The 18575-nt window shown below is 72.4% G+C and carries 18 protein-coding genes and 1 tRNA gene; 7 read left to right on the forward strand and 12 right to left on the reverse strand.

The window, feature by feature from the left end; translation table 11 throughout:
* Positions 1-31: 31 nt before the first annotated feature.
* Complete coding sequence (locus ACFYXA_RS29640) at positions 32-1396, reverse strand: peptidoglycan-binding protein (RefSeq protein WP_389038604.1); 1365 nt, start codon at positions 1394-1396, stop codon at positions 32-34.
* A 180-nt stretch (positions 1397-1576) separates the two neighbouring features.
* Here ACFYXA_RS29640 and ACFYXA_RS29645 point away from each other — a divergent pair.
* Positions 1577-1650: transfer RNA gene (locus ACFYXA_RS29645), tRNA-Lys, on the forward strand.
* A 104-nt stretch (positions 1651-1754) separates the two neighbouring features.
* Here the strand turns inward: ACFYXA_RS29645 and ACFYXA_RS29650 are convergent.
* The 5 genes from ACFYXA_RS29650 to ACFYXA_RS29670 form a co-directional block, all read right to left on the reverse strand.
* Positions 1755-2420, reverse strand: coding sequence for a class F sortase (locus ACFYXA_RS29650; protein ID WP_352251399.1), 666 nt, complete (start codon positions 2418-2420; stop codon positions 1755-1757).
* Positions 2417-3049, reverse strand: a complete 633-nt coding sequence (locus ACFYXA_RS29655) for a hypothetical protein (protein WP_389038608.1) — start codon at positions 3047-3049, stop codon at positions 2417-2419. The genes ACFYXA_RS29650 and ACFYXA_RS29655 overlap by 4 nt, the downstream gene beginning before the upstream one ends.
* A 134-nt stretch (positions 3050-3183) precedes the next feature.
* On the reverse strand, positions 3184-3963 hold the full coding sequence (locus ACFYXA_RS29660; RefSeq protein ID WP_352251403.1) for an HAD-IIA family hydrolase: 780 nt from the start codon (positions 3961-3963) through the stop codon (positions 3184-3186).
* Positions 3964-4095: 132 nt separating this feature from the next.
* Positions 4096-5022, reverse strand: a complete 927-nt coding sequence (locus tag ACFYXA_RS29665; RefSeq protein WP_389038613.1) for a hypothetical protein — start codon at positions 5020-5022, stop codon at positions 4096-4098.
* Between the two features lie 137 nt (positions 5023-5159).
* A complete protein-coding gene (locus ACFYXA_RS29670) occupies positions 5160-6335 on the reverse strand; it encodes an ROK family protein (protein ID WP_389038901.1) in 1176 nt (391 codons plus the stop codon).
* A gap of 254 nt (positions 6336-6589) precedes the next feature.
* Between ACFYXA_RS29670 and ACFYXA_RS29675 the strand changes: the two genes are divergently transcribed.
* Genes ACFYXA_RS29675 through ACFYXA_RS29685 form a run of 3 tightly spaced genes read left to right on the forward strand, consistent with a single transcriptional unit; the run spans position 6590 to position 9051 of the window.
* Complete coding sequence (locus tag ACFYXA_RS29675) at positions 6590-7660, forward strand: Gfo/Idh/MocA family oxidoreductase (protein ID WP_389038616.1); 1071 nt, start codon at positions 6590-6592, stop codon at positions 7658-7660.
* Positions 7657-8166: a heme-degrading domain-containing protein gene (locus ACFYXA_RS29680; RefSeq protein ID WP_389038619.1), complete on the forward strand. Its 510-nt coding sequence runs from the start codon at positions 7657-7659 to the stop codon at positions 8164-8166. The genes ACFYXA_RS29675 and ACFYXA_RS29680 overlap by 4 nt, the downstream gene beginning before the upstream one ends.
* 30 nt (positions 8167-8196) lie before the next feature.
* Positions 8197-9051, forward strand: coding sequence for an LLM class F420-dependent oxidoreductase (locus ACFYXA_RS29685; protein ID WP_352251410.1), 855 nt, complete (start codon positions 8197-8199; stop codon positions 9049-9051).
* Positions 9052-9190: 139 nt separating this feature from the next.
* Here ACFYXA_RS29685 and ACFYXA_RS29690 read toward each other — a convergent pair whose 3' ends face one another.
* The 4 genes from ACFYXA_RS29690 to ACFYXA_RS29705 all read right to left on the reverse strand — a co-directional run bounded on the left by ACFYXA_RS29690 (position 9191) and on the right by ACFYXA_RS29705 (position 12269).
* Positions 9191-10048, reverse strand: a complete 858-nt coding sequence (locus ACFYXA_RS29690; RefSeq protein ID WP_389038623.1) for a fumarylacetoacetate hydrolase family protein — start codon at positions 10046-10048, stop codon at positions 9191-9193.
* 98 nt (positions 10049-10146) lie between these two features.
* A complete protein-coding gene (locus ACFYXA_RS29695; RefSeq protein WP_389038904.1) occupies positions 10147-10893 on the reverse strand; it encodes a YidC/Oxa1 family membrane protein insertase in 747 nt (248 codons plus the stop codon).
* Between the two features lie 123 nt (positions 10894-11016).
* Entirely contained in the window at positions 11017-11346 is a 330-nt protein-coding gene (locus tag ACFYXA_RS29700; RefSeq protein ID WP_352251414.1) for a DUF6412 domain-containing protein, read from the reverse strand.
* Positions 11347-11462: 116 nt separating this feature from the next.
* The gene (locus tag ACFYXA_RS29705; protein ID WP_389038627.1) at positions 11463-12269 is read right to left on the reverse strand and encodes a class E sortase; all 807 of its coding nucleotides are present in this window, start codon (positions 12267-12269) and stop codon (positions 11463-11465) included.
* A gap of 255 nt (positions 12270-12524) precedes the next feature.
* Here ACFYXA_RS29705 and ACFYXA_RS29710 point away from each other — a divergent pair, with 255 nt between their 5' ends.
* Positions 12525-13541 (forward strand): SEC-C domain-containing protein, encoded by a 1017-nt coding sequence (locus ACFYXA_RS29710; RefSeq protein WP_389038630.1) that lies wholly within the window; start codon positions 12525-12527, stop codon positions 13539-13541.
* Between the two features lie 183 nt (positions 13542-13724).
* Positions 13725-16865 carry a DUF3427 domain-containing protein gene (locus tag ACFYXA_RS29715; RefSeq protein WP_389038633.1) on the forward strand — a complete coding sequence of 1047 codons (3141 nt, stop codon included), beginning with the start codon at positions 13725-13727 and terminating at the stop codon, positions 16863-16865.
* Between the two features lie 106 nt (positions 16866-16971).
* Here the strand turns inward: ACFYXA_RS29715 and ACFYXA_RS29720 are convergent, their stop codons facing one another.
* Positions 16972-17355 (reverse strand): DUF2267 domain-containing protein, encoded by a 384-nt coding sequence (locus ACFYXA_RS29720; RefSeq protein ID WP_389038636.1) that lies wholly within the window; start codon positions 17353-17355, stop codon positions 16972-16974.
* Positions 17356-17611: 256 nt separating this feature from the next.
* A complete protein-coding gene (locus tag ACFYXA_RS29725; protein WP_130436581.1) occupies positions 17612-18040 on the reverse strand; it encodes an Hsp20/alpha crystallin family protein in 429 nt (142 codons plus the stop codon).
* A 160-nt stretch (positions 18041-18200) separates the two neighbouring features.
* Between ACFYXA_RS29725 and ACFYXA_RS29730 the strand changes: the two genes are divergently transcribed.
* Positions 18201-18518: a hypothetical protein gene (locus ACFYXA_RS29730; RefSeq protein ID WP_352251451.1), complete on the forward strand. Its 318-nt coding sequence runs from the start codon at positions 18201-18203 to the stop codon at positions 18516-18518.
* Positions 18519-18575: the final 57 nt, after the last annotated feature.

Here is an 18575-nt window from a genome sequence, read left to right on the forward strand (position 1 = left end):
CCCCGCGCACGAGCCCGCCGCGCGGGTCCGCCTATGAGAAGAGCCTCCGCCAGGTCTCCGGCCCGGGGTAGCCGTCCGCCGCGCCGCCGCGCCAGCCCTGGGCGCGCTGGAAGGCCTCGACGGCACGCCGGTCCGCCTCGCCCCAGCGCGGGCCGGGTCCCTTCGCGTAGAACCGGCCGAACCCCTTCTTCACGAGCTGCCGGCCCAGCTGGGTGACATGCGCGCCCGCGGCCCCCGGCCGGAACACGCCCCGGCCCGGATAGGCGGGGGCGCGTGCGGCGGCGGAAGCGGGCCCCGCATGGGCCGCCGACGAGGCGGGCGGCAGCGGCGCGCCGAGCGGGATGTCCCTGCCCGTGCCGGCGGCCAGCAGCCGCCAGGTGCTCGGGCCGGGCACCCCGTCGGCGTTCGCGCCGCTCCAGCCCTGGGCGAGCTGGAAGGCCTGGGTGGCCCTGCGGTCGGCCTCCGACCAGCGCGGACCCGGCCCCGAGGCGTAGAAGTGGTCGGCGCCGCGCTCGACGAGGAGCTGGCCGAGCAGTGTCACGAACGGGTTGTTCGCGCCCGGCCCGAAGTAGCCGTGCCCCGGGTACGCGGACGCGGAGCCTTCGTACTGCGCGCCCGCGCCCACGCTCACCGGGGCCTTGCCGGTCTCCTGCGCCGCCGTGCCCGCGGTGAGGCCCTTGTAGCGGTAGGGCACGTAGCGGTCGGAGTTGGACCAGTAGGCGTAGGGGGTCGCCAGCCGGCGGGTGTGCGGGCGGGTCTGCTCGTAGGCGACGTAGTAGGTGCGGGTGCTGTCCGTCCAGCCGCCGAAGAGGATCACGTGCGACCCGTTCTCCGGGTTGTCGGGGTTGTGGAAGAGCAGCATGTCGCCGGGCTGGAGCTCCGCCTTCGTGATCCGCGTCGCGAACTGGTGGAGGCTGCCCGTCCACTCGTTGCCGGGGAGCCCCCAGGCCATCGACACATAGCCCGAGCAGTCCTGCCGGTACCCGTCGGGCCAGAAGGCGCTCAAGCTGTAAGGCACCTGCGCCGTGACCCAGGTCTGGGCCCGTCGGATGATCTCCGCCCGGGTGGTCGCCGGCGTCTTCACGGTGTCCGCCGGCAGCGCCGGCTTGCCGCCGGGCCCGTGCAGCGGCGCCTTGTGGCCCTGCGGGGTCTGCGGCTCGTCGTCCACGGGGACGCCCGGCCGGCCGGGCGCGTGCGGTGCGGCGAGCGCGGGGGCGGCCTGCCCCGCGCCGAGCGCCGCCGAGGCGGCGGTCGCGACGACGACCGCCCGCTGGGCGGCCGGACGGCCGGCGAACCCTGCGGACCGGGGGCGCGCGGTCAGCCGCCGCTGGTGGACGCATCCGGGGCAGTCGCAGTCGCTCGCGGGATCGACCTCCTCGAACACCGGAGTCTCCATGCGCTTCCCCTCACACTCCAGATGGAAATGTCCGCGATGTGCACGTTCGCCAGTCTTTCCCAACTGTGGGGCGAACGCGCCCGCTGACGGTCCGAATGACGTACGCGGCCCCCGCGGGCGGCCGGGCGGACGTGGTCGGGAGCACCGTCGTACGTCCTGTAGAGTTGTCGACGTCAGCAGGCGCCGCTAGCTCAGTTGGTTAGAGCAGCTGACTCTTAATCAGCGGGTCCGGGGTTCGAGTCCCTGGCGGCGCACGACACGGAAGCCCCTCGCGGAAGCGGGGGGCTTTTCGCTGCGCCTCCGACCGTCTCCGCCGCGTCAGGCCCCACGCCGCTTCGTCACGCCCCACGCCGCTTCGTCAGGCCCGCGTGCCCGTGAGGTACGCCGACACGATCACGTTGGCCGTGTAGCTGCGGCTCACCCGGTCGAAGGCGCCACCGCACGTGATCAGCCGCAGCTCGGCGCGGCCCGGCTCGCGCACCCCGTAGGCCCGGCGGGCGTCGAAACCCACTCGCGGGACGACGGCGACGTCGTCCACCGTGAACTCGGCCATCTTGCCGTCGTCACGGGCGACGCGGATCGTCCCGCCGGCCTTCAGCGTGCTCAGCTTGTAGAACACGGCCGGCCGGGTCTCGGTGTCGACGTGCCCGACCATCAGCGCGGTGCCGACGGCGCCGGGCCGTACGCCGGCCGCGTACCAGCCGACGACGCCCGCCTGGTCGTAGGGCGGCGGGTCGATCGCGCCGCGCGCGTCCAGGCCGCGGGCGACCACCGGGGCCTGCACCCCGAGCTCCGGGATGTCCACCCGCCGCGGCAGCGCGCCCCGCAGCGGCTCGGCGGCGGGGGGCAGCGGCATGCCGGCCGGGCGGCCCGCACCGGTCACGTCCCCGGTGGCGGCGGTGGACGCCCCGGGCCGCACCCCGGTCGCCTCACGCCCCCACAGCCACAGCCCGAGCAGCAGCACCACCCAGGCCAGCGCGGTGAGCAGACGCCCGGAGGAGCGCTCCCGGCCGGCCGCCGTCATCCCGCTCCGCTGCGCCGCCGTACGGTGCGCAGCGCCACGGCGACGGTGGCCGCGCCCGCCAGGACCAGGCCGGTGACGGCGTGGGCGGCGCCGGGGCTCCGGACGCGGCCCTCGTCGGCGGATGCGAGCGGAGCCGCGCCGCCGCCGCCCGCGAGGACGGGGGCGACGGGGGAGGCGGGGGCGGAGGCGGAGGCGGTGGTGTCGTCGGACTTCGTCCCGTCGGACGCGCCGCCGTCGGTGTCGTCGTCGTCGGACTGCCCGTTCTCCGTGCGGCCGGCCGGCCCTGCGACGATCACGATCTTCTTCTCGAGCCGGAAGTCGGCGCAGGTGATCGTCACACCGTAGGACCCGGTGCGGAGCGAGGTGCGGATCCGGGTCTCACCGGCCAGGACGTTGCCGTCGGAGCCGACGAGCCGGGCCGCCGAGACGAAGGCGGCCGAGACCGCGGTGCCGGTCGTCCCACGGCAGCCGCTCACCTCCAACGACACCTCGGAGCCCAGAGAGGGCGTCGAGGGCGTCACCGAGACGCCTTCTCTTCCGCCCTCCCCGTCCGCCGCGTGGGCCGTCGGACCGAGTGCCGCGGTGAGGGCGGCGGCTCCCGCACAGAGAGCGACTTTCAGTGAACTCATCGTGAACCTCCCAGCTACCTGGAGGCTCCTCCCGGGCGCCGGTCACCGCACCTCCAGCGGGGGGGCGGGTACGCCGATCGGGTGAGTGGGGTGGCGTGGGAGTGACGAGGGCCGGGACGAGTCGCCCGCCCGGGTCAGATCCGGTCGACCAGGTCCGCGATGGAGTCGACGACCTGGGACGGGCGGTACGGGAAGCCCTCGACCTGGTCGGGCCGGGTCAGCCCGGTGAGCACCAGGAACGTCTGCATCCCGGCCTCCATGCCGGCCAGCACGTCGGTGTCCATGCGGTCGCCGATCATCGCGCTGGTCTCGGAGTGCGCGCCGATGGCGTTCAGCCCGGTGCGCATCATCAGCGGGTTGGGCTTGCCCGCGAAGTACGGCTTCTTGCCGGTCGCCTTGGTGATCAGCGCGGCGACGGCGCCGGTGGCGGGCAGCGGGCCCTCGGTGGAGGGGCCGGTCTCGTCCGGGTTGGTGCAGATGAAACGGGCGCCGTCGTTGATCAGCCGTACGGCCTTGGTCATCGCCTCGAAGGAGTAGGTGCGAGTCTCGCCGAGGACGACGTAGTCCGGCTCGTGGTCGGTGAGGATGTAGCCGATGTCGTGCAGCGCCGTGGTCAGACCGGCCTCGCCGATGACGTACGCCGACCCGTCGGGCCGCTGGTCGTCCAGGAACTGGGCGGTGGCCAGCGCCGACGTCCATATGTTCTCGATCGGCACGTCCAGGCCCATGCGGCGCAGCCGGGCGTGCAGGTCGCGCGGGGTGTAGATCGAGTTGTTGGTCAGCACGAGGAACGGCTTGCCCGACTCGCGCAGCCTCTTCAGGAAGGAGTCGGCGCCGGGGATCGGGACGCCTTCGTGGATGAGCACCCCGTCCATGTCGGTGAGCCACGACTGTATGGGCTTGCGGTCTGCCATGTGGTGCGTCTCCTGGCGTGCGTACGGGCAGGGGCGGGGGCGCCGGAACCACGGCGTGCCGACGCCCCCAGCCTAGTCAGCGCCGGGTGATCCGGACCCTGTCGGTCCGCCTGTACCCACGGAGGCGGTGGGTCAGCGCCGGCGGCGGGCCTGTACGAGGGCGGCGCCGGCCGCGATGAGGCAGACGGTGACGGTGAGAACGCCGGCCGGGGAGGCGAGGCCGGTGAGGGCGAGTTCCTCGGCCTCGTCGGCGAAGGACGGCGTCCCGCTGGGCGAGGGGGACGGCTCGGGGTCGGCGGGGGCGGTACCGGTGGGGTGTCCGGTGGGGCCCGTGGTGCCGGTCGGCGTGCGGCCGGGGGCCGTCGGCTCGGGGGCCGTGGTCGCGGGGGCGCTGGTCGCGGGCGCCGGGCGGCGGGGTCCGGCGTCGACGGTGAAGCGGTAGTCGTTCGACTGCCCGATCCACTCGCCGTCGTCACCGTGCCGCTGGACGACCGCCGCGTTGAGGGTGACCGTGTCGGGCGCGGCGTCCGAGGTGAACGACAGGCGCAGCTTGACGGTGAGGGGCTTGCCGGGGGCGACGGTGAAGCCGGGGAAGGGGGCGGCGGGGTCGGCGTCGGGGTCGGTGGCTTCGCCTTCGCCGGGGTCGGCGGGTGGGTCCATGAGGGCGCCGACGAGTTCGTCCTCGTCGGTGGTCTCGAAGCGGACGGGACGCGGCCGGCCGTCGGCGAAGAACTCCAGTCGGGGCTGCGACGGCTTCAGCGCGCGCGCCGAGTCGACGAGGACGACGACGGGATGGACGCCGGTGCAGGTCCGGCCGGTGGTGTTGGTCAGGTCGAGATACCAGACGCCGTATCCGCCGCCGGCCCGGTAGGAGGCGGGGCCGCCGTGGATGCGGCTGGTGAGCGGGAAGGCTCCGGCGTCCGCCCCGGCGCAGGACGAACCCGGCGGCGCGGCGTACGCGGGCTCGGGGAGGGACACGGACGCGGGCAGGGACACCGGTACGAGAACGGCGGCTGCGGCCAGGCGGAGGGAGACGGGCGTACACAGTCGCATGAACATATGACCTAGCCGGAGCGACGGCACGGCGGAGCCGCGCCGCACCGCACGACCGTACGAAGTCCCCTCGTTCGGCGGGCCGACTCGGCCCGTTCGGGGTGCCCCTCGGGGGCGCTCGGCCCCGGCTCCTGCCGAACCCCTCAGCCGCCCGCCCGTCCGAACACCGGCGCGAGGAGCAGTTGGGCCGCCCCCTCGGCCACCCCGCGCGCCCCGCCCGGCGCGAGGCGTACGGGCACCCGCTCCACCGGGGCCCCCTCGCGCTCGGCGTGGACGGCGAGTATCCCGGCGACCCCCTCGACGAAGGCGTCCGGGGCGGCCTCGATCGTCCGCCCGCCCAGCAGAAGGAGATCGATGTCGAGAAGCCCGACCAGGTTCGCGGCGGCCACCCCCAGCACCCGGGCCGCCTCGGCCATGTCACCCCGGGCGATGGCCGCGAGGCACAGGGCCTCGACGCAGCCCCGGTTCCCGCAGGGGCAGGGCGGCCCGTCCAGCTGGACGACCTGGTGGCCGAACTCACCGGCCCCGGTCCGCGCCCCCCGGTGCACGCTCCCGCCGATCACCAGGCCGGCGCCGAGCCCCGTGCCGAGGTGGAGGTAGGCGAAGGAGCCGCGTTCACCGCCCACGGCGAGCGCGAGGGCGGCGGCGTTGGTGTCCTTGTCGACGACGACCGGCGTCCCGAGCCGCCGCGCGAGCGCGTCCCGCAGCGGGAAACCGTCCCACTCGGGGAAACCGGTGACCCGGTGCAGCACGCCGTGGACGTGGTCGAGGGGACCGGGCAGGGCGACGCCGACGCCGAGGAGAGAGGCGGCACGACCGCCGGGACCACCGACACCGAGGCGAGAGGCGGCACGACCGCCGGGACCGCCGACGCCGAGGAGAGCGGCGGCGCGACCGCCGGGACCGCCCAGCGCCTCGGCCACCACCCCCTCCGTCTCCCGGACCACCGCCCCCACGACGGCCTCCGCCCCCGCCCCCAGGTCCAGCGGCACACACCGCTCCCCCACCACCCCGCCGTCGAGGTCGGCGAGGACCACCCGCAGCTCGTCCCGGTCGAGATGGACGCCGACCGCGTGCCCGGCCTCGGGCACCAGCCGCAGGACGGTACGCGGCTTGCCACCCGTGGAGGCCCGGCGGCCCGCCTCGGCGGCGAACCCCTCCTCCCGCAGCCGTGCGGTGATCTTGCTGACGGCCTGCGGGGTGAGCCCGGTGCGCTCGGCGAGTTCGAGCCGGCTGATGCCGTCCGGTCCGGCACAGCGCAGCAGGTCGAGCACGAGCGCGGTGTTGTGGCTGCGGACGCCGAGCAGGTTCGCGCCCACGACGCCGTGCCCCGCCGTACGACCGGCCGTACGCCCGGCTGCGGGGGCTCCGCCCGGCCCTCCCCCGTTCGCACCGCCGTCGGTGCCCGGCACCGCGCGGAAGCCCTCGCCGGACCCGACCGCATCCCGTTCAGTGTCATGCGCGCGGCCGTCGCCGCTCGCCCCCGCGTGCCTCACCTCGTCGTCCATCCCGTTCACACGCCCATTGTCTCCCGCACTTGCACTTTGGCAACAGCGTTGCGAAAGTGGGCTGCATGACTGCTGGCACTCCCCTCCGCGTGGGCCTGATCGGCTACGGCCTCGCAGGCTCCGTCTTCCACGCCCCGCTGATCGCCGCCACCGAGGGCCTCTCCCTGGACACGGTGGTCACCTCCAACCCCGAGCGGCAGGCCCAGGCCCGCGCCGAGTTCCCGGACGTACGCGTCACCGCGACCCCCGACGCGCTCCTCGCCCGCGCCGGCGAGCTGGACCTGGTCGTCATCGCGTCCCCGAACAAGACGCACGTGCCCCTCGCCACCGCCGCGCTCGAAGCGGGCCTCCCGGTCGTCGTCGACAAGCCGATCGCGGGCACGGCGGCGCAGGCCCGGGCGCTGGCCGCGCTCGCCGAGGAGCGTTCCCTGCTGCTCTCGGTCTTCCAGAACCGCCGCTGGGACGGCGACTTCCTCACCCTGCGCAAGCTGCTCGACGAGGGCGCGCTCGGCGACGTGTACCGCTTCGAGTCCCGCTTCGAGCGCTGGCGGCCGCAACCGAAGGGCGGCTGGCGGGAGTCGGGCGACCCAGCGGAGATCGGAGGTCTGCTGTACGACCTCGGCAGCCATGTCGTCGACCAGGCGCTCACCCTCTTCGGCCCCGTCGCCTCCGTGTACGCCGAGTCGGACGTCCGCCGGCCGGGCGCGGAGGCCGACGACGACACCTTCATCGCGCTCACGCACGCCGGCGGCGTCCGCTCCCACCTCCACGTCTCCGCGACGACCGCCCAACTCGGCCCGCGTTTCCGGGTGCTGGGCTCGAGCGCCGGCTATGTGAAGTACGGCCTCGACCCGCAGGAGGCGGCCCTGCGCGAGGGCCTGCGCCCCGGGGCGGGCTGGGGCGAGGAGCCCAAGTCCCTCTGGGGTCGGATCGGCGCCGGGGAGTCCCCGCTGACCGGCGGCGGAAGCCCCGTACCGACCGTCCCCGGGGACTACCCGGCCTACTACGCGGAGGTGGCCAGGGCACTGATCGACGGCGGACCCAACCCGGTGACCGCCCTGGAGGCGGCTGCCGCCCTCGACGTCCTCGAGGCGGCCCGCCGTTCGGCGCGAGACGGAGTGGTGGTGTCGCTGTGACCCACGAGTCGACCCCCAAGTTCACCCCGGAGATCACCCCGACCCTGGAGGAGCTGCAGGCCCAGGAACGGCGGCTGGTGTTCCGGCGGTTCACCCACGACGACGCCTGGGCGCTGGGTTCCCTGCTGGTGGAGCTGGCCCGGGAGCGCCAGGCCCCGGTCGCGGTGGACATCCACCGTGCGGGCCAGCAGCTCTTCCACGCGGCCCTGCCCGGCTCCACCCCCGACAACGACGCCTGGATCGCCCGCAAGCGGCGGGTGGTGGAGCGCTACGGCGCTTCCTCCTACCTGGTCGGGGCCCGCTTCCGCGCCAAGGGCACGACCTTCGAGGACTCCTCCCGCCTCGACCCCGACGTGTACGCGGCGCACGGCGGCTCCTTCCCCCTCCGTGTGGAGGGCGTCGGCGTGATCGGCGCGGTGACGGTGTCCGGCCTGCCGCAACTGGACGACCACCGGTTCGTGGTGGAGGCGCTGGAGGAGTATCTCGGGGGCCTGCGGCAGGAATGAACGCCGGGTCCGCCGTCGTTGACGCCTGCCATGAAGGAGATCATCGGACGGTACGGAATCTGGAGTGTCGGCCTGCGCTCGGAGGACCCGGCCCGGCGCGGCGAACTAGCCGAGGCGGCAGCGGAGTTGGAGGAGCTCGGGTTCGGCGCGCTGTGGCTGGGCGGCAACAGCTCCGCCGCCAACGCGCTGCCGCTCGTCGAGGCGACCTCGAAGATCGTCGTCGGCACCAGCATCCAGAGCATCTGGCAGCACGACGCGGCTGACTCCGCCGCGCGTCTCGCCGAGCTGGAGGCGGCTCACCCCGGCCGGTTCGTGCTGGGCCTCGGGGTGAGCCACGGTCCCCGGGTGGAGGGCTACCGCCGTCCGTACGCGGCGATGGTCGGCTACCTCGACGAGCTGGACGAGGCGGGCGCCCCCGCGGGCTCCCGGATGCTGGCCGCCCTCGGCCCGCGGATGCTGGAGCTGTCCCGGGACCGGGCCGCCGGCGCGATCCCCTACCTGGTCACCCCCGAGCACACGGCCCAGGCCCGCGAGACCCTCGGCGAAGGCCCCGTGCTGGCCCCGGAGTTCAAGGTCGTCCTGGAGACCGACCCGACCCGCGCCCGTGCCCTCGCCCGCACCGCCCTCGCCCCGTACCTGGCCCTGCCGAACTACACCAACAGCTTCCTGCGCCTCGGCTTCTCCGAGGACGACCTCACCGGCGACGGCAGCGACCGCCTGATCGACGCGCTCTTCGCCTGGGGCGACGAGACCCGCGTACGCGAACGGATCGACGCGTTCCACCAGGCGGGCGCGGACCACGTAGCCCTGCAGATAGTGGACGAAGCCCCACGGGACACCCTCCCGAGGCACTCCTGGCAAAGGCTGGCAAGCCTCCTGACCTGAACGGGGAACACGGGCCCAGGAGACCCGCCTGAGGGGCGCGGGGCCGTAGCCATCAGCGGCTCCGCCGCGGGGCGCGACCAGCCCAGGACGGCCCGCAGCCTCACGCGAACCCTCGATTCCGCGCACCCCAGCGGAGCGCTCACGCCTTCTTGAGCTCCTGCCGCTGCCGCCCCAACCCCCCGATCTCCAACTCCACCACATCCCCCGCCCGCAGGAACGGCTTGGGCTCGGGCATCCCGAGGGCAACCCCCGCGGGCGTGCCCGTGTTGATGACGTCCCCGGGGTACAGGGTCATGAACTGGCTGATGTAGCGCACCACTTCGGCGACCGGGAAGATCTGCTCGGCCGTCGTCCCGTCCTGCTTCAACTCGCCGTTGACCCAGAGCCGGAGGGACAGCGCCTGCGGGTCGGGCACCTCGTCGGCGGTGACCAGCCACGGCCCCAACGGGTTGAACGTCTCGCAGTTCTTGCCCTTGTCCCAGGTCCCGCCCCGCTCGATCTGGAACTCCCGCTCGGACACGTCGTGCGCGACGGCGTACCCGGCGACATGGGCGAGCGCCTCCTCGGCCGACTCCAGATAGCGGGCCGTACGCCCGATGACGACGGCCAGCTCCACCTCCCAGTCGGTCTTGGTGGAGCCGCGCGGCACGAGCACGGTGTCGTACGGCCCGACGACGGTGTCCGCCGCCTTGAAGAAGAGCACGGGCTCGGCGGGCGGCTCGGCGCCGGTCTCGCGGGCGTGGTCGTGGTAGTTCAGCCCGACGCACACGATCTTGCCGATCCGGCCGACCGGCGGCCCGACGCGCAGCCCGGTCGCGTCCAGCGCGGGCAGCTCGCCGGCCTCGGCGGCGGCGCGGACCCGGCCCAGGGCCTCGTCGTCGGCGAGCAGCGCGCCGTCGACGTCGTCCACGATCCCGGACAGGTCCCGCAGGGTCCCGTCGGCGTCGAGCAGCGCGGGGCGCTCCGCACCCGCCGTACCGACTCGCAGCAGCTTCATGGTCATCGTCTCCCTGGAGGCAGGCCGTCCGCCGACGCGCGCGGTCGTCGAGGTCTGCCCGATCCTTCCGACCGGCGGGTCACCCCACAAGACCCGGTTCACGTACTGGACCGCGCGCTGTCGCTCCCCGGCCGGTACAGCACGGCGCGCTCGGCGGCGCTCCAGGCGGTGCTGGTGATCACGTACAGCGCGGCGGCCAGCGGCACGACGGCCACAGTGACGAGGGTGAAGAACGACAGGAACGGCATCACCTTCGCGACGGCGGCCGCCCCGGGCACCTCCTCGCCGGCCGCGGCCGCGGTCGTCGCCGCGCCGGTGGCCGTCATCCGCTGCCCGAGCCGGTAGTTGAGGGTCGCGACCGCCGTGACGACGGCGAACAGCACGACGTAGACCAGCCCGGCCGCGCCGAACACCCCGCCGGCGGTGAGGGCGTCGGCCCAGCGGTCGCCGAGGGGTGCGTCGAGGAGCCGGTGGGTCAGCAGGTCGTTGGTCTCGCCGCCGACCGAGGAGTGCGAGAAGACGTAGTAGAGGAGCAGGAAGGCGGGTGCCTGGAGCAGGCTGGGCAGGCAGCCCGACAGCGGGGACACCTGTTCCTTCGCGTGCAGTTCCAGTACCGCCCGCTGGAGTCGCTCGGGGTCGCGCGCGTGCTTGCGGCGCAGTTCGGCGATGCGCGGCTGGAGCGCGGCCCGCGCCTTCTGGCCTCGGGCGGCGGCCCGGGACAGGGGGTGGACGAGCAGCCGTACGAGCGCGGTGAACAGGACGATCGCGGCCGCGGCCGCGGAGGCGCCGAAGAGGGGCGTGAGCAGATCGGCGAACCGCTCGACGAGGTGGACGAAGGCGGACAGGAGAACGGACATGGGTGAGGAGCCCTCCGGGGGGTCTCGTCGTGCCGGGAAAGGTGCGGTCGGCATGACGGCCCCGCGCGGGGCGCACACGGGTGCGGGTGTGCTGGAGGCGGTGCTCGTGCCCTACGCGACGGCCGTCGGCAGGGCGAGACCGGGCGCCCTGGGCCTGGACCGCCCGGAGGCGTCGGGATCACGCTGAGGCAGGAAGGCCGTACGCCGGTCCCGGTCGCGGATGGCCGTACGCACCCGGGTGGGCGCCACGGCGGGCGCGCAGCGGGCTGCGACGAGACGGCACGCGGCGAAGGCCGCACCGGCGGCGGCCGTCGCGGTCGCGGCGAGCGCGACGGTGACGGAGAGGCCGCCGGTGTCGAGGGCGAGGAGGGCGAGACCGAGAAGGACGAAGAGGAAAGAGGCGACGGGGCTGGGAAGGGTACGCGGAAGCACGTTCCGCATGCCGGTCCGCTGTCGGATCACTGCCCTCCCCCTCACTCTCAAGTAGCGCCCCGCTGTGGCCCCTTCGGCCCCTCGGGTACTACGGGTACTACCTGTATACCCGATCGCGCACGTGTTCAGGGCAGCCGAGTGGCGATCAGCGTCGCCCACACCACCAGCCGGTATCTGGAGGTGTACTCCGGTGTGCAGGTGGTGAGGGTGAGGTAGTGGCCGGGACGGTCGTACCCGTAGGCCGGATGGACCAGCGACCGGGGCACGGGCCGCAGGACGCCCGCGTCACGGGCCGAGGTCTGCGGCAGGACGAGATCGACGGCGTAGGTGTACGTCCCCGCCGCGGTCCGCACCTCGACGATGTCCTGGCGCCGCAGCCGGTTCAGGTACCGGAACGGCTCACCGTGGCTGTTGCGGTGCCCGGCGAGAGCGAAGTTCCCTTGCTGTCCCGGCTGCTGAGTGCCGCTGTAGTGACCGGCGTACCCCTTGTTGAGGACACCCCGCTTTCCGGTGCCCTCGGCGACGGGGACCCGGAGGTGGAGACGGGGGATGCTGAGGACGGCGTAGGCCTGGGAGCGAGCGGGACCGCGCCCGCCCGGGGAGGACGGCCCCGCACCGCCGTCCACGCCCCTCCCCGAACTCCCCCGTGGGCCGGTCCAATTGAGCGGACCGCCACGGTCGAGCCCCTCACCTGCGCCACCGGGAACACCCCCACCCCCGGACGGGCGGCCCCCCGCCCACTCCCGCTCCAGCGCCTCCACCCTCCGCTCGGCGCCCTCCCGGGCCTCACGGTTGGTCCACCACAGCTGATGGACGACGAACAGCAACCCCAACAAGCCCGCTGTGAAGACGAGTTCGGCACCGCACCACAGCACGCGCCGGCATCGGGCGCGCCGCCGCCGGACACCGTGCTCGACGACGGGAACCCGCATACGGATCACGCCCCTCCCCGACGGGCCGGCCGACCGAGCGCACGATAGAGCCGAAGGCGAGAGGTCTCCAGCCCCGTACACGTGCCGCTCGCGGCGGAGGGCGAGGCGGACGCCGCAGGTGGACCGCGTGACGCTCCGGGACCCCACGCGCGCCCTGGGGGCGGCCCGACCGCCCGATCACCCCCGATCACCGCCCGGCGACTGCCTGGCCTGCGGGTCTCACCTTTGTCAGCGGCGGGCAGTACGGTGTCGGTCATGCGCCCCGACACGCCTGCCGAGAACGTCGACCACACCGCCGAAGCGGCACGCCTGGAGCGGACCGCCGGCCTGTACCCGGAGGACGCCGAGGCCCTGCTGCTGCAGGCCGCGGCCCACCTGGAACTCTCCGGCGACCGCCCCGCCGCGACCGCGCTCTACGACCGCCTGCTGTCCTCCGGGGCCCCGCTGGACGAGCCGCACCTGATCAGAGCGCTCAAGGCGTCGAACCTGTGGGAGTACGGCCACGAGGCCGAGGCCCGCGCGATCATCGACGGAATCCGGGCGACGGCCCCGCGCGACGCCGCCCCGTGGGTGATCGTCGCGGAGTCCCTGGAGGCGCACGACGAGCTGGAGGCGGCGGAGAAGACGTTCACGGAGGCGGCGCGGCTGCTGCTGACGGACGTACCGGAGCCCCCGCACTCCACGCACCCCCTCCTCTTCGGCCGCCACCGGGTGCGCCGCATGCTGGGCGCGGCCCACGACGAGTGGGACACCCTGGCCGACACCCTCCACTCGTCCCCGGTCTCCCTGGACGAACTCCACGACCCCAAGCGGGTGTGGTCCCTGGGCTCGGACAACCCGCTGGAGCTGCAGGCGGAGATCTTCCGCCTGCGCGCGGAACTGGGCGCCTACCGGGAGGCCCTGTCCCGCCCGTTCCCGGTGGCGGTCCTGCACTGGCCTGCCGGCGAACTGGCGGAACTGCTGTCGGCGTACCCGTCGCTGTCCGAGGAGTACCCCTCCCACTCCGACCACCTCGCGACGATAGAGGCCTCCCTCCGCGAGCTGTCGGCCTCCGGCACCCCCAACCTGGGCATCGTCACGGGCACGGTCCCGTCCTACGAGGCCTTCGCCGCCTCGGAACTCTCCTCCCCCACCGACACGACCCTCCTCCCCCAGTACGCCACCACCCTGGCAGCCCGGGGCCGAGCGGCGTCCTGGCCCCCGGAAAGGGGCGCGTCCTGCTGGTGCGGCTCGGGGAAGACGTACGCGACTTGCCACGGGGGCGACGCCTGACGTCCCGTCCACCCAACGCGGCTACGCCCTCGTACCGCCCGGCCCACTCCGGGCGGCCCACCGGCTCCCCTACCAGCGGTTACCTCTCCCCTAAGCCCCACTTGTCAGTGGCTGCTGTTACAACAGACACACGCCGGCACGGAGTGATCGTGCGCAGGGACTACGGGGAGCAGGGGGCAGACTGTGGCGGTATCCGGGGGGCGGTCGCAGCCGATCGCAGGCGTCTACGAGAAGCTGATCACGCACGACGTACACGCCGAGCTCGAAGAGTTCGAGGCGGCAGGCTGGAAGGCCATCGACGCCGAGGTGAGCCCCGAGTCGTCTCCTCACGTTCTTGCTCGCCACGTCGGTGAGGCCGTCGGACGCAAACTGAGTCAGTTGCCGCCCGCTCAGCGGGTCGCCGCGGCCAACCGCATCCTGCAGTCCCTGGCAACGCCCGGCGACCCCTACACGGAGGCAGCGAGTGCCCTCGTCGAAGGGCCCCGCCAGCTCCTGGCTCTCGCCGAACAGGAAGCCCCCGGCGTGTACGCCATGCGCCCTCTCACACCACTTTCCGAGACTTCGCTCATCACGAACTCTCCGGAAGACCCGAGCCTGGGCGCCGAACTGCGAGCAGAACTGGCGACCGCCGACAGGATCGATCTGCTCTGCGCCTTCGTGAAGTGGTACGGCATCCGCGTCCTGGAGGACTCACTACGCGCCGCGAAGGAACGCAACGTACCGATCCGAGTCATCACGACGACCTACATCGGAGCCACCGACCGCCACGCTCTCGATCGACTCGTCCGCGACTTCGGCGCCGAGGTCAAGGTCAACTACGAGCTCCGTTCCACGCGTCTGCACGCGAAGGCATGGCTGTTTCGTCGCAACAGCGGCTTCGACACCGCCTACGTCGGCAGTTCCAACCTGTCGAAGGCCGCGCTGCTGGACGGGCTCGAGTGGAATGTGCGCCTGTCGTCGATCGCCACACCCGCCGTGCTCGGCAAGTTCGAGGCGACCTTCGATGCCTACTGGAACGACATCGCATTCGAACCGTACGACCCGGATCAGCACAGCGAACGCCTTGATCAGGCCCTCGCCCAGGCAAGCGGCAATGCGTCCGCCTCGGACCTGAAGATCAACCTCTCGGGTCTGGAAGTACGCCCGTTCCCCCACCAGCGCGACATGCTCGAGCGTCTGCGGGTCGAGCGTGAGATACGAGGCCGCGACCGCAACCTGCTCGTCGCGGCCACAGGCACCGGCAAGACCGTCATGGCGGCTTTGGACTACCGAGGGCTGGCCAAGGACCTCGGCGTCAAACAACCGCGACTGCTGTTCGTGGCCCACCGCAAGGAGATCCTTCGACAGTCCCTGCGGACGTACCGGGAGGTCCTTGATGACGCTTCCTTCGGCGAGCTGCTACACGGCGGTCAAGAACCGCAGGCTTGGGACCACGTCTTCGCCAGCGTCCAGTCCCTCAACGTACGGCGCTTGGAGCAGCTAGACCCTGACCACTTCGACATCATCGTCATCGACGAGTTCCACCACGCCACCGCCGCCACCTACCGGCGCGTCATAGATCACTTCCAGCCGAAGCAACTACTGGGCCTCACCGCCACGCCTGAGCGGATGGACGGGCTCAATGTCCAGGACGAGTTCTTCGACGGCCGTATCGCAGCGGAGATGCGGCTGTGGGAAGCCCTCGAGAACGACCTCCTGTGCCCCTTCCACTACTTCGGCATCCCCGATGGCACAGATCTGACGAACCTTGGATGGACCAAGGGCAGTTACGCGGAATCCGAGCTCGGGAACCTCTATACGGGCAACCAGGCACGCGCCCGTATCGTGCTCAAGCAGATCCGAGACAAGGTGTCCAACCCCGGAGCAATGAAAGCCCTGGGGTTCTGTGTGACCAAGGCACATGCTCACTTCATGGCCGACTTCTTCCGTCAGGTCGGCTTCCAGGCCGTGGCTCTGGACAGCGACTCACCGGCCGGAGAGCGCGCCCAGGCGCTTGCCGACCTGCGCGACGGCAAACTGCAGGTCATCTTCTCCGTGGACCTCTTCAATGAGGGCCTCGACATCCCCGACGTCGATACGCTGCTGCTCCTGCGCCCCACGAACAGCGCGACCGTCTTCCTTCAGCAGCTTGGCCGCGGGCTGCGCCGCACAGAGACCAAGCCGGTGCTCACCGTGCTGGACTTCATCGGCCAGCACCGGGCGGAGTTCCGCTTCGAAGAACAGTTCCGCGCTCTGACCAACCTCTCTCGCAACCGACTCGTCGACCACATCGAGCATGACTTCCCGCAGCTGCCCTCCGGATGCCAGATCATCCTGGAAGGCAAGTCCAAGGACCTCGTGCTCGACAACATCCGCACCCAGCTCGGGGCCACCGTCAAGACGCTGGTCAACGAGGTGAGGGCGTACGACACACTGCGCCTGGCCGACTACCTCCGCGAGAGCCGGCGCGAGATCAAGGAGCTCTACAAGAGCGACAACTCGTGGACGAGCGTGCTTCGGCGGGCAGGCGTCGTCAAGGACATTGAGCCGTCCGGGGAAGCAGCGCTTCTCAAGCGGGTCCACGCCTTCCTTCACGTCGACGATCCGGACCGGGCCAAGGCCTACCTCCGCCTCCTGAGCGACGATGCTCCGCCGTACGAGACGCTGGGCCCCACCGACCAGACCTACGCCCGCATGCTGTTCTTCAACCTGTGGGACAACGCCGGTGGTTTCACGAGCTACCAGGAGGGCCTCGCTTCCCTCCGCGGCCAGGAGGTCTTCCGCGACGAGCTGCGTCAGGTCCTCTCCCATGTCTTGGAGCAGGCCGACCACTTCCCCCTTCCCCTACCGGACAGCCACCGGGACATCCCTCTCAAGGTCCACAGCTCGTACAACCGCTCCGAGATCCTGTCCGCGCTCGGTGTGGCGCGGTTGGGCGGCCAGATGCCTCGCTCTTTCGCTCAAGGCGTCCAGTGGGTAGAGGAGATAAAGACCGACGCCCTCCTCATCACGTTGGAAAAGAACGAGAAGGACTTCTCTCCCACGGTCCGCTACAAGGACTACGCCCTGAGCCCCACCCTCTTCCACTGGGAGTCGCAGAACGCGACAGCCGAGACCTCACCAACCGGCCGCCGGTATCAGCAGCACGAAGAGCAGGGCAGCCACGTCCTGCTCTTCGTCCGCCGCTACCGGAACACCGACATCGGCAAGTCACACCCCTGGATGCTGCTCGGCCCCGCCATCTACCAGCAGCACACGGGCAGCAAGCCGATGGCGATCACGTGGCGCCTGAAGCATGAACTCCCGGCTGACGTGTGGACGTACTCCGCGATCGCCGCTGGGTAGGCAGTTCCACGGCTCGGGTCAGGGCGTCTTGGGCTGCGTGACGGTCGTTGTCGGCGGCTCCGCCGGTGGGTTGTGGGCCGGCGGAGCCGCCATGGTGTCGGTTGGGTCAGGGGTGGGGGGTCAGTTCTGCTACGCCGAAGAGGAGGGCGTAGCCCGGGGGGAGTTGGGAGAGGAGGCGGGTGGTCAGGGGGGTGCCCAGGAGGGGTGGGAGGGCGCTGAGGACCGAGCCGGCGTGCCAGCGGGCCGTGGCCGGGGTCGCTCCCTCCAGGTGTGCGGTGAGGGATTCGACGAACTCCGCTGCCGGCGAGGGGTGTCGGGCGGGGGGTTCGGATGCGATCAGGGCCGCCGCCCTTCTCGGGAGCGCGTGGGCCAGGGCCACTCGTTCGTCGCCGGTGATCTGGCTTCCCAGGGCGGCGAGTACGACTCGGGTGATGTGCTCGGCTTCCGCGGTCGTCGGACAGCGGCCCGCCTCACGGACCGCTTCGATCAAGTTCGCCCAGGTGACGCGGGGTTGAGGGGGCGTTCGCCTGACGTGCGGCAGGACCGGGGACGGGATCAGCGTTCTTGTCGGCTGTCGTGCGGGGGTCGGGCGGGTGTTCGTCGGCGTCATCGTCATGGTGGCTGTGGGGTGCGCTCTCCGTTCGGGGGTGCGGGCGGGGGAGGCGCGTCCTGCAGCCCTGGGGGCCGGGGGTCGTAAGGGGGTCCGGCCAGGGCGCCCGGGGGTGCGGGACGCGCCTCGGTGGGTGTCAGCTGTTCAGCTGCCTGCGGCCCGTGTCGCCGCCCGTGATCTGGATGCGGCGGGGCTTGGCCTGCTCGGCCACCGGGATGCGCAGGGTCAGGACACCGGACTCGTAGGAGGCGTCGATGCGCTCCGTGTCGAGGGTGTCGCCCAGGAACAGCTGGCGGGTGCAGACGCCCGTCGGGCGCTCGGCGACGATGAGTTCCGCGCCCTCGGGGGCGGGGGAACGGCGTTCGGCGCGGACGCTGAGGACGTTGCGTTCGACGTCCAGCTCGATGGTCTCCGGGTCGATGCCCGGGAGGTCGAAATGGACGAGGAAGTCGTCACCCGAACGGTAGGCGTCCATCGCCATCGCGGCGGGGCGGTTGGTCGTGGCCCCCAGGACCTGCTGCGCGAGCCGGTCGAGATCGCGGAACGGGTCGGTTCGCATGAGCATCACAGTCCACTCCTCTCTTCAATGATGTCGGTGCGATGCCCTACGGGTACTTATATAGCTCGGAGGAGGAAAGTTGACAAGCCTGGGCTCATGTTCGGTGTGGCGGCTCGTCAGGGAGCTAGCCTCGCGGTGACTACTACAGCGTCGGAGGCGTGAGGTCATGGCTGAGAGTTCTGGTGCCCGGGTTCCCGGTGCGGTGATCGCCGCGGGTGGGCTCGTCGGCGGGTACGGGGTGGCCCGGTGGACGAAGAAGCGGCCGCTCGGCGGTGTCGTGCTGGCCGCCGCGGGGGCCGCCGCCGCGCAGCAGTGGCGGCAGCGGGCCGGCGGGAAGGCCGCGGGGGCGCTGAGCGTCGCGTACGTCGCCGCCTTCGCCGGGTCGCACCCGCTGGCCAAGAAGGTGGGCGCCTGGCCGTCGGTGTTCGGTGTCGCCGGAGCCGTCGCGCTGGCGTCCTGGGTCGTGGCGGACCGGCGCGGCTGAGGCGGGACACGCCGGCCCCGCGCCCCATGACCTGCGCTGACGCCCGTCTTACGCTGA

It is taken from the genome of Streptomyces sp. NPDC002566 (genome assembly GCF_042889585.1).
Classification (GTDB): domain Bacteria; phylum Actinomycetota; class Actinomycetes; order Streptomycetales; family Streptomycetaceae; genus Streptomyces.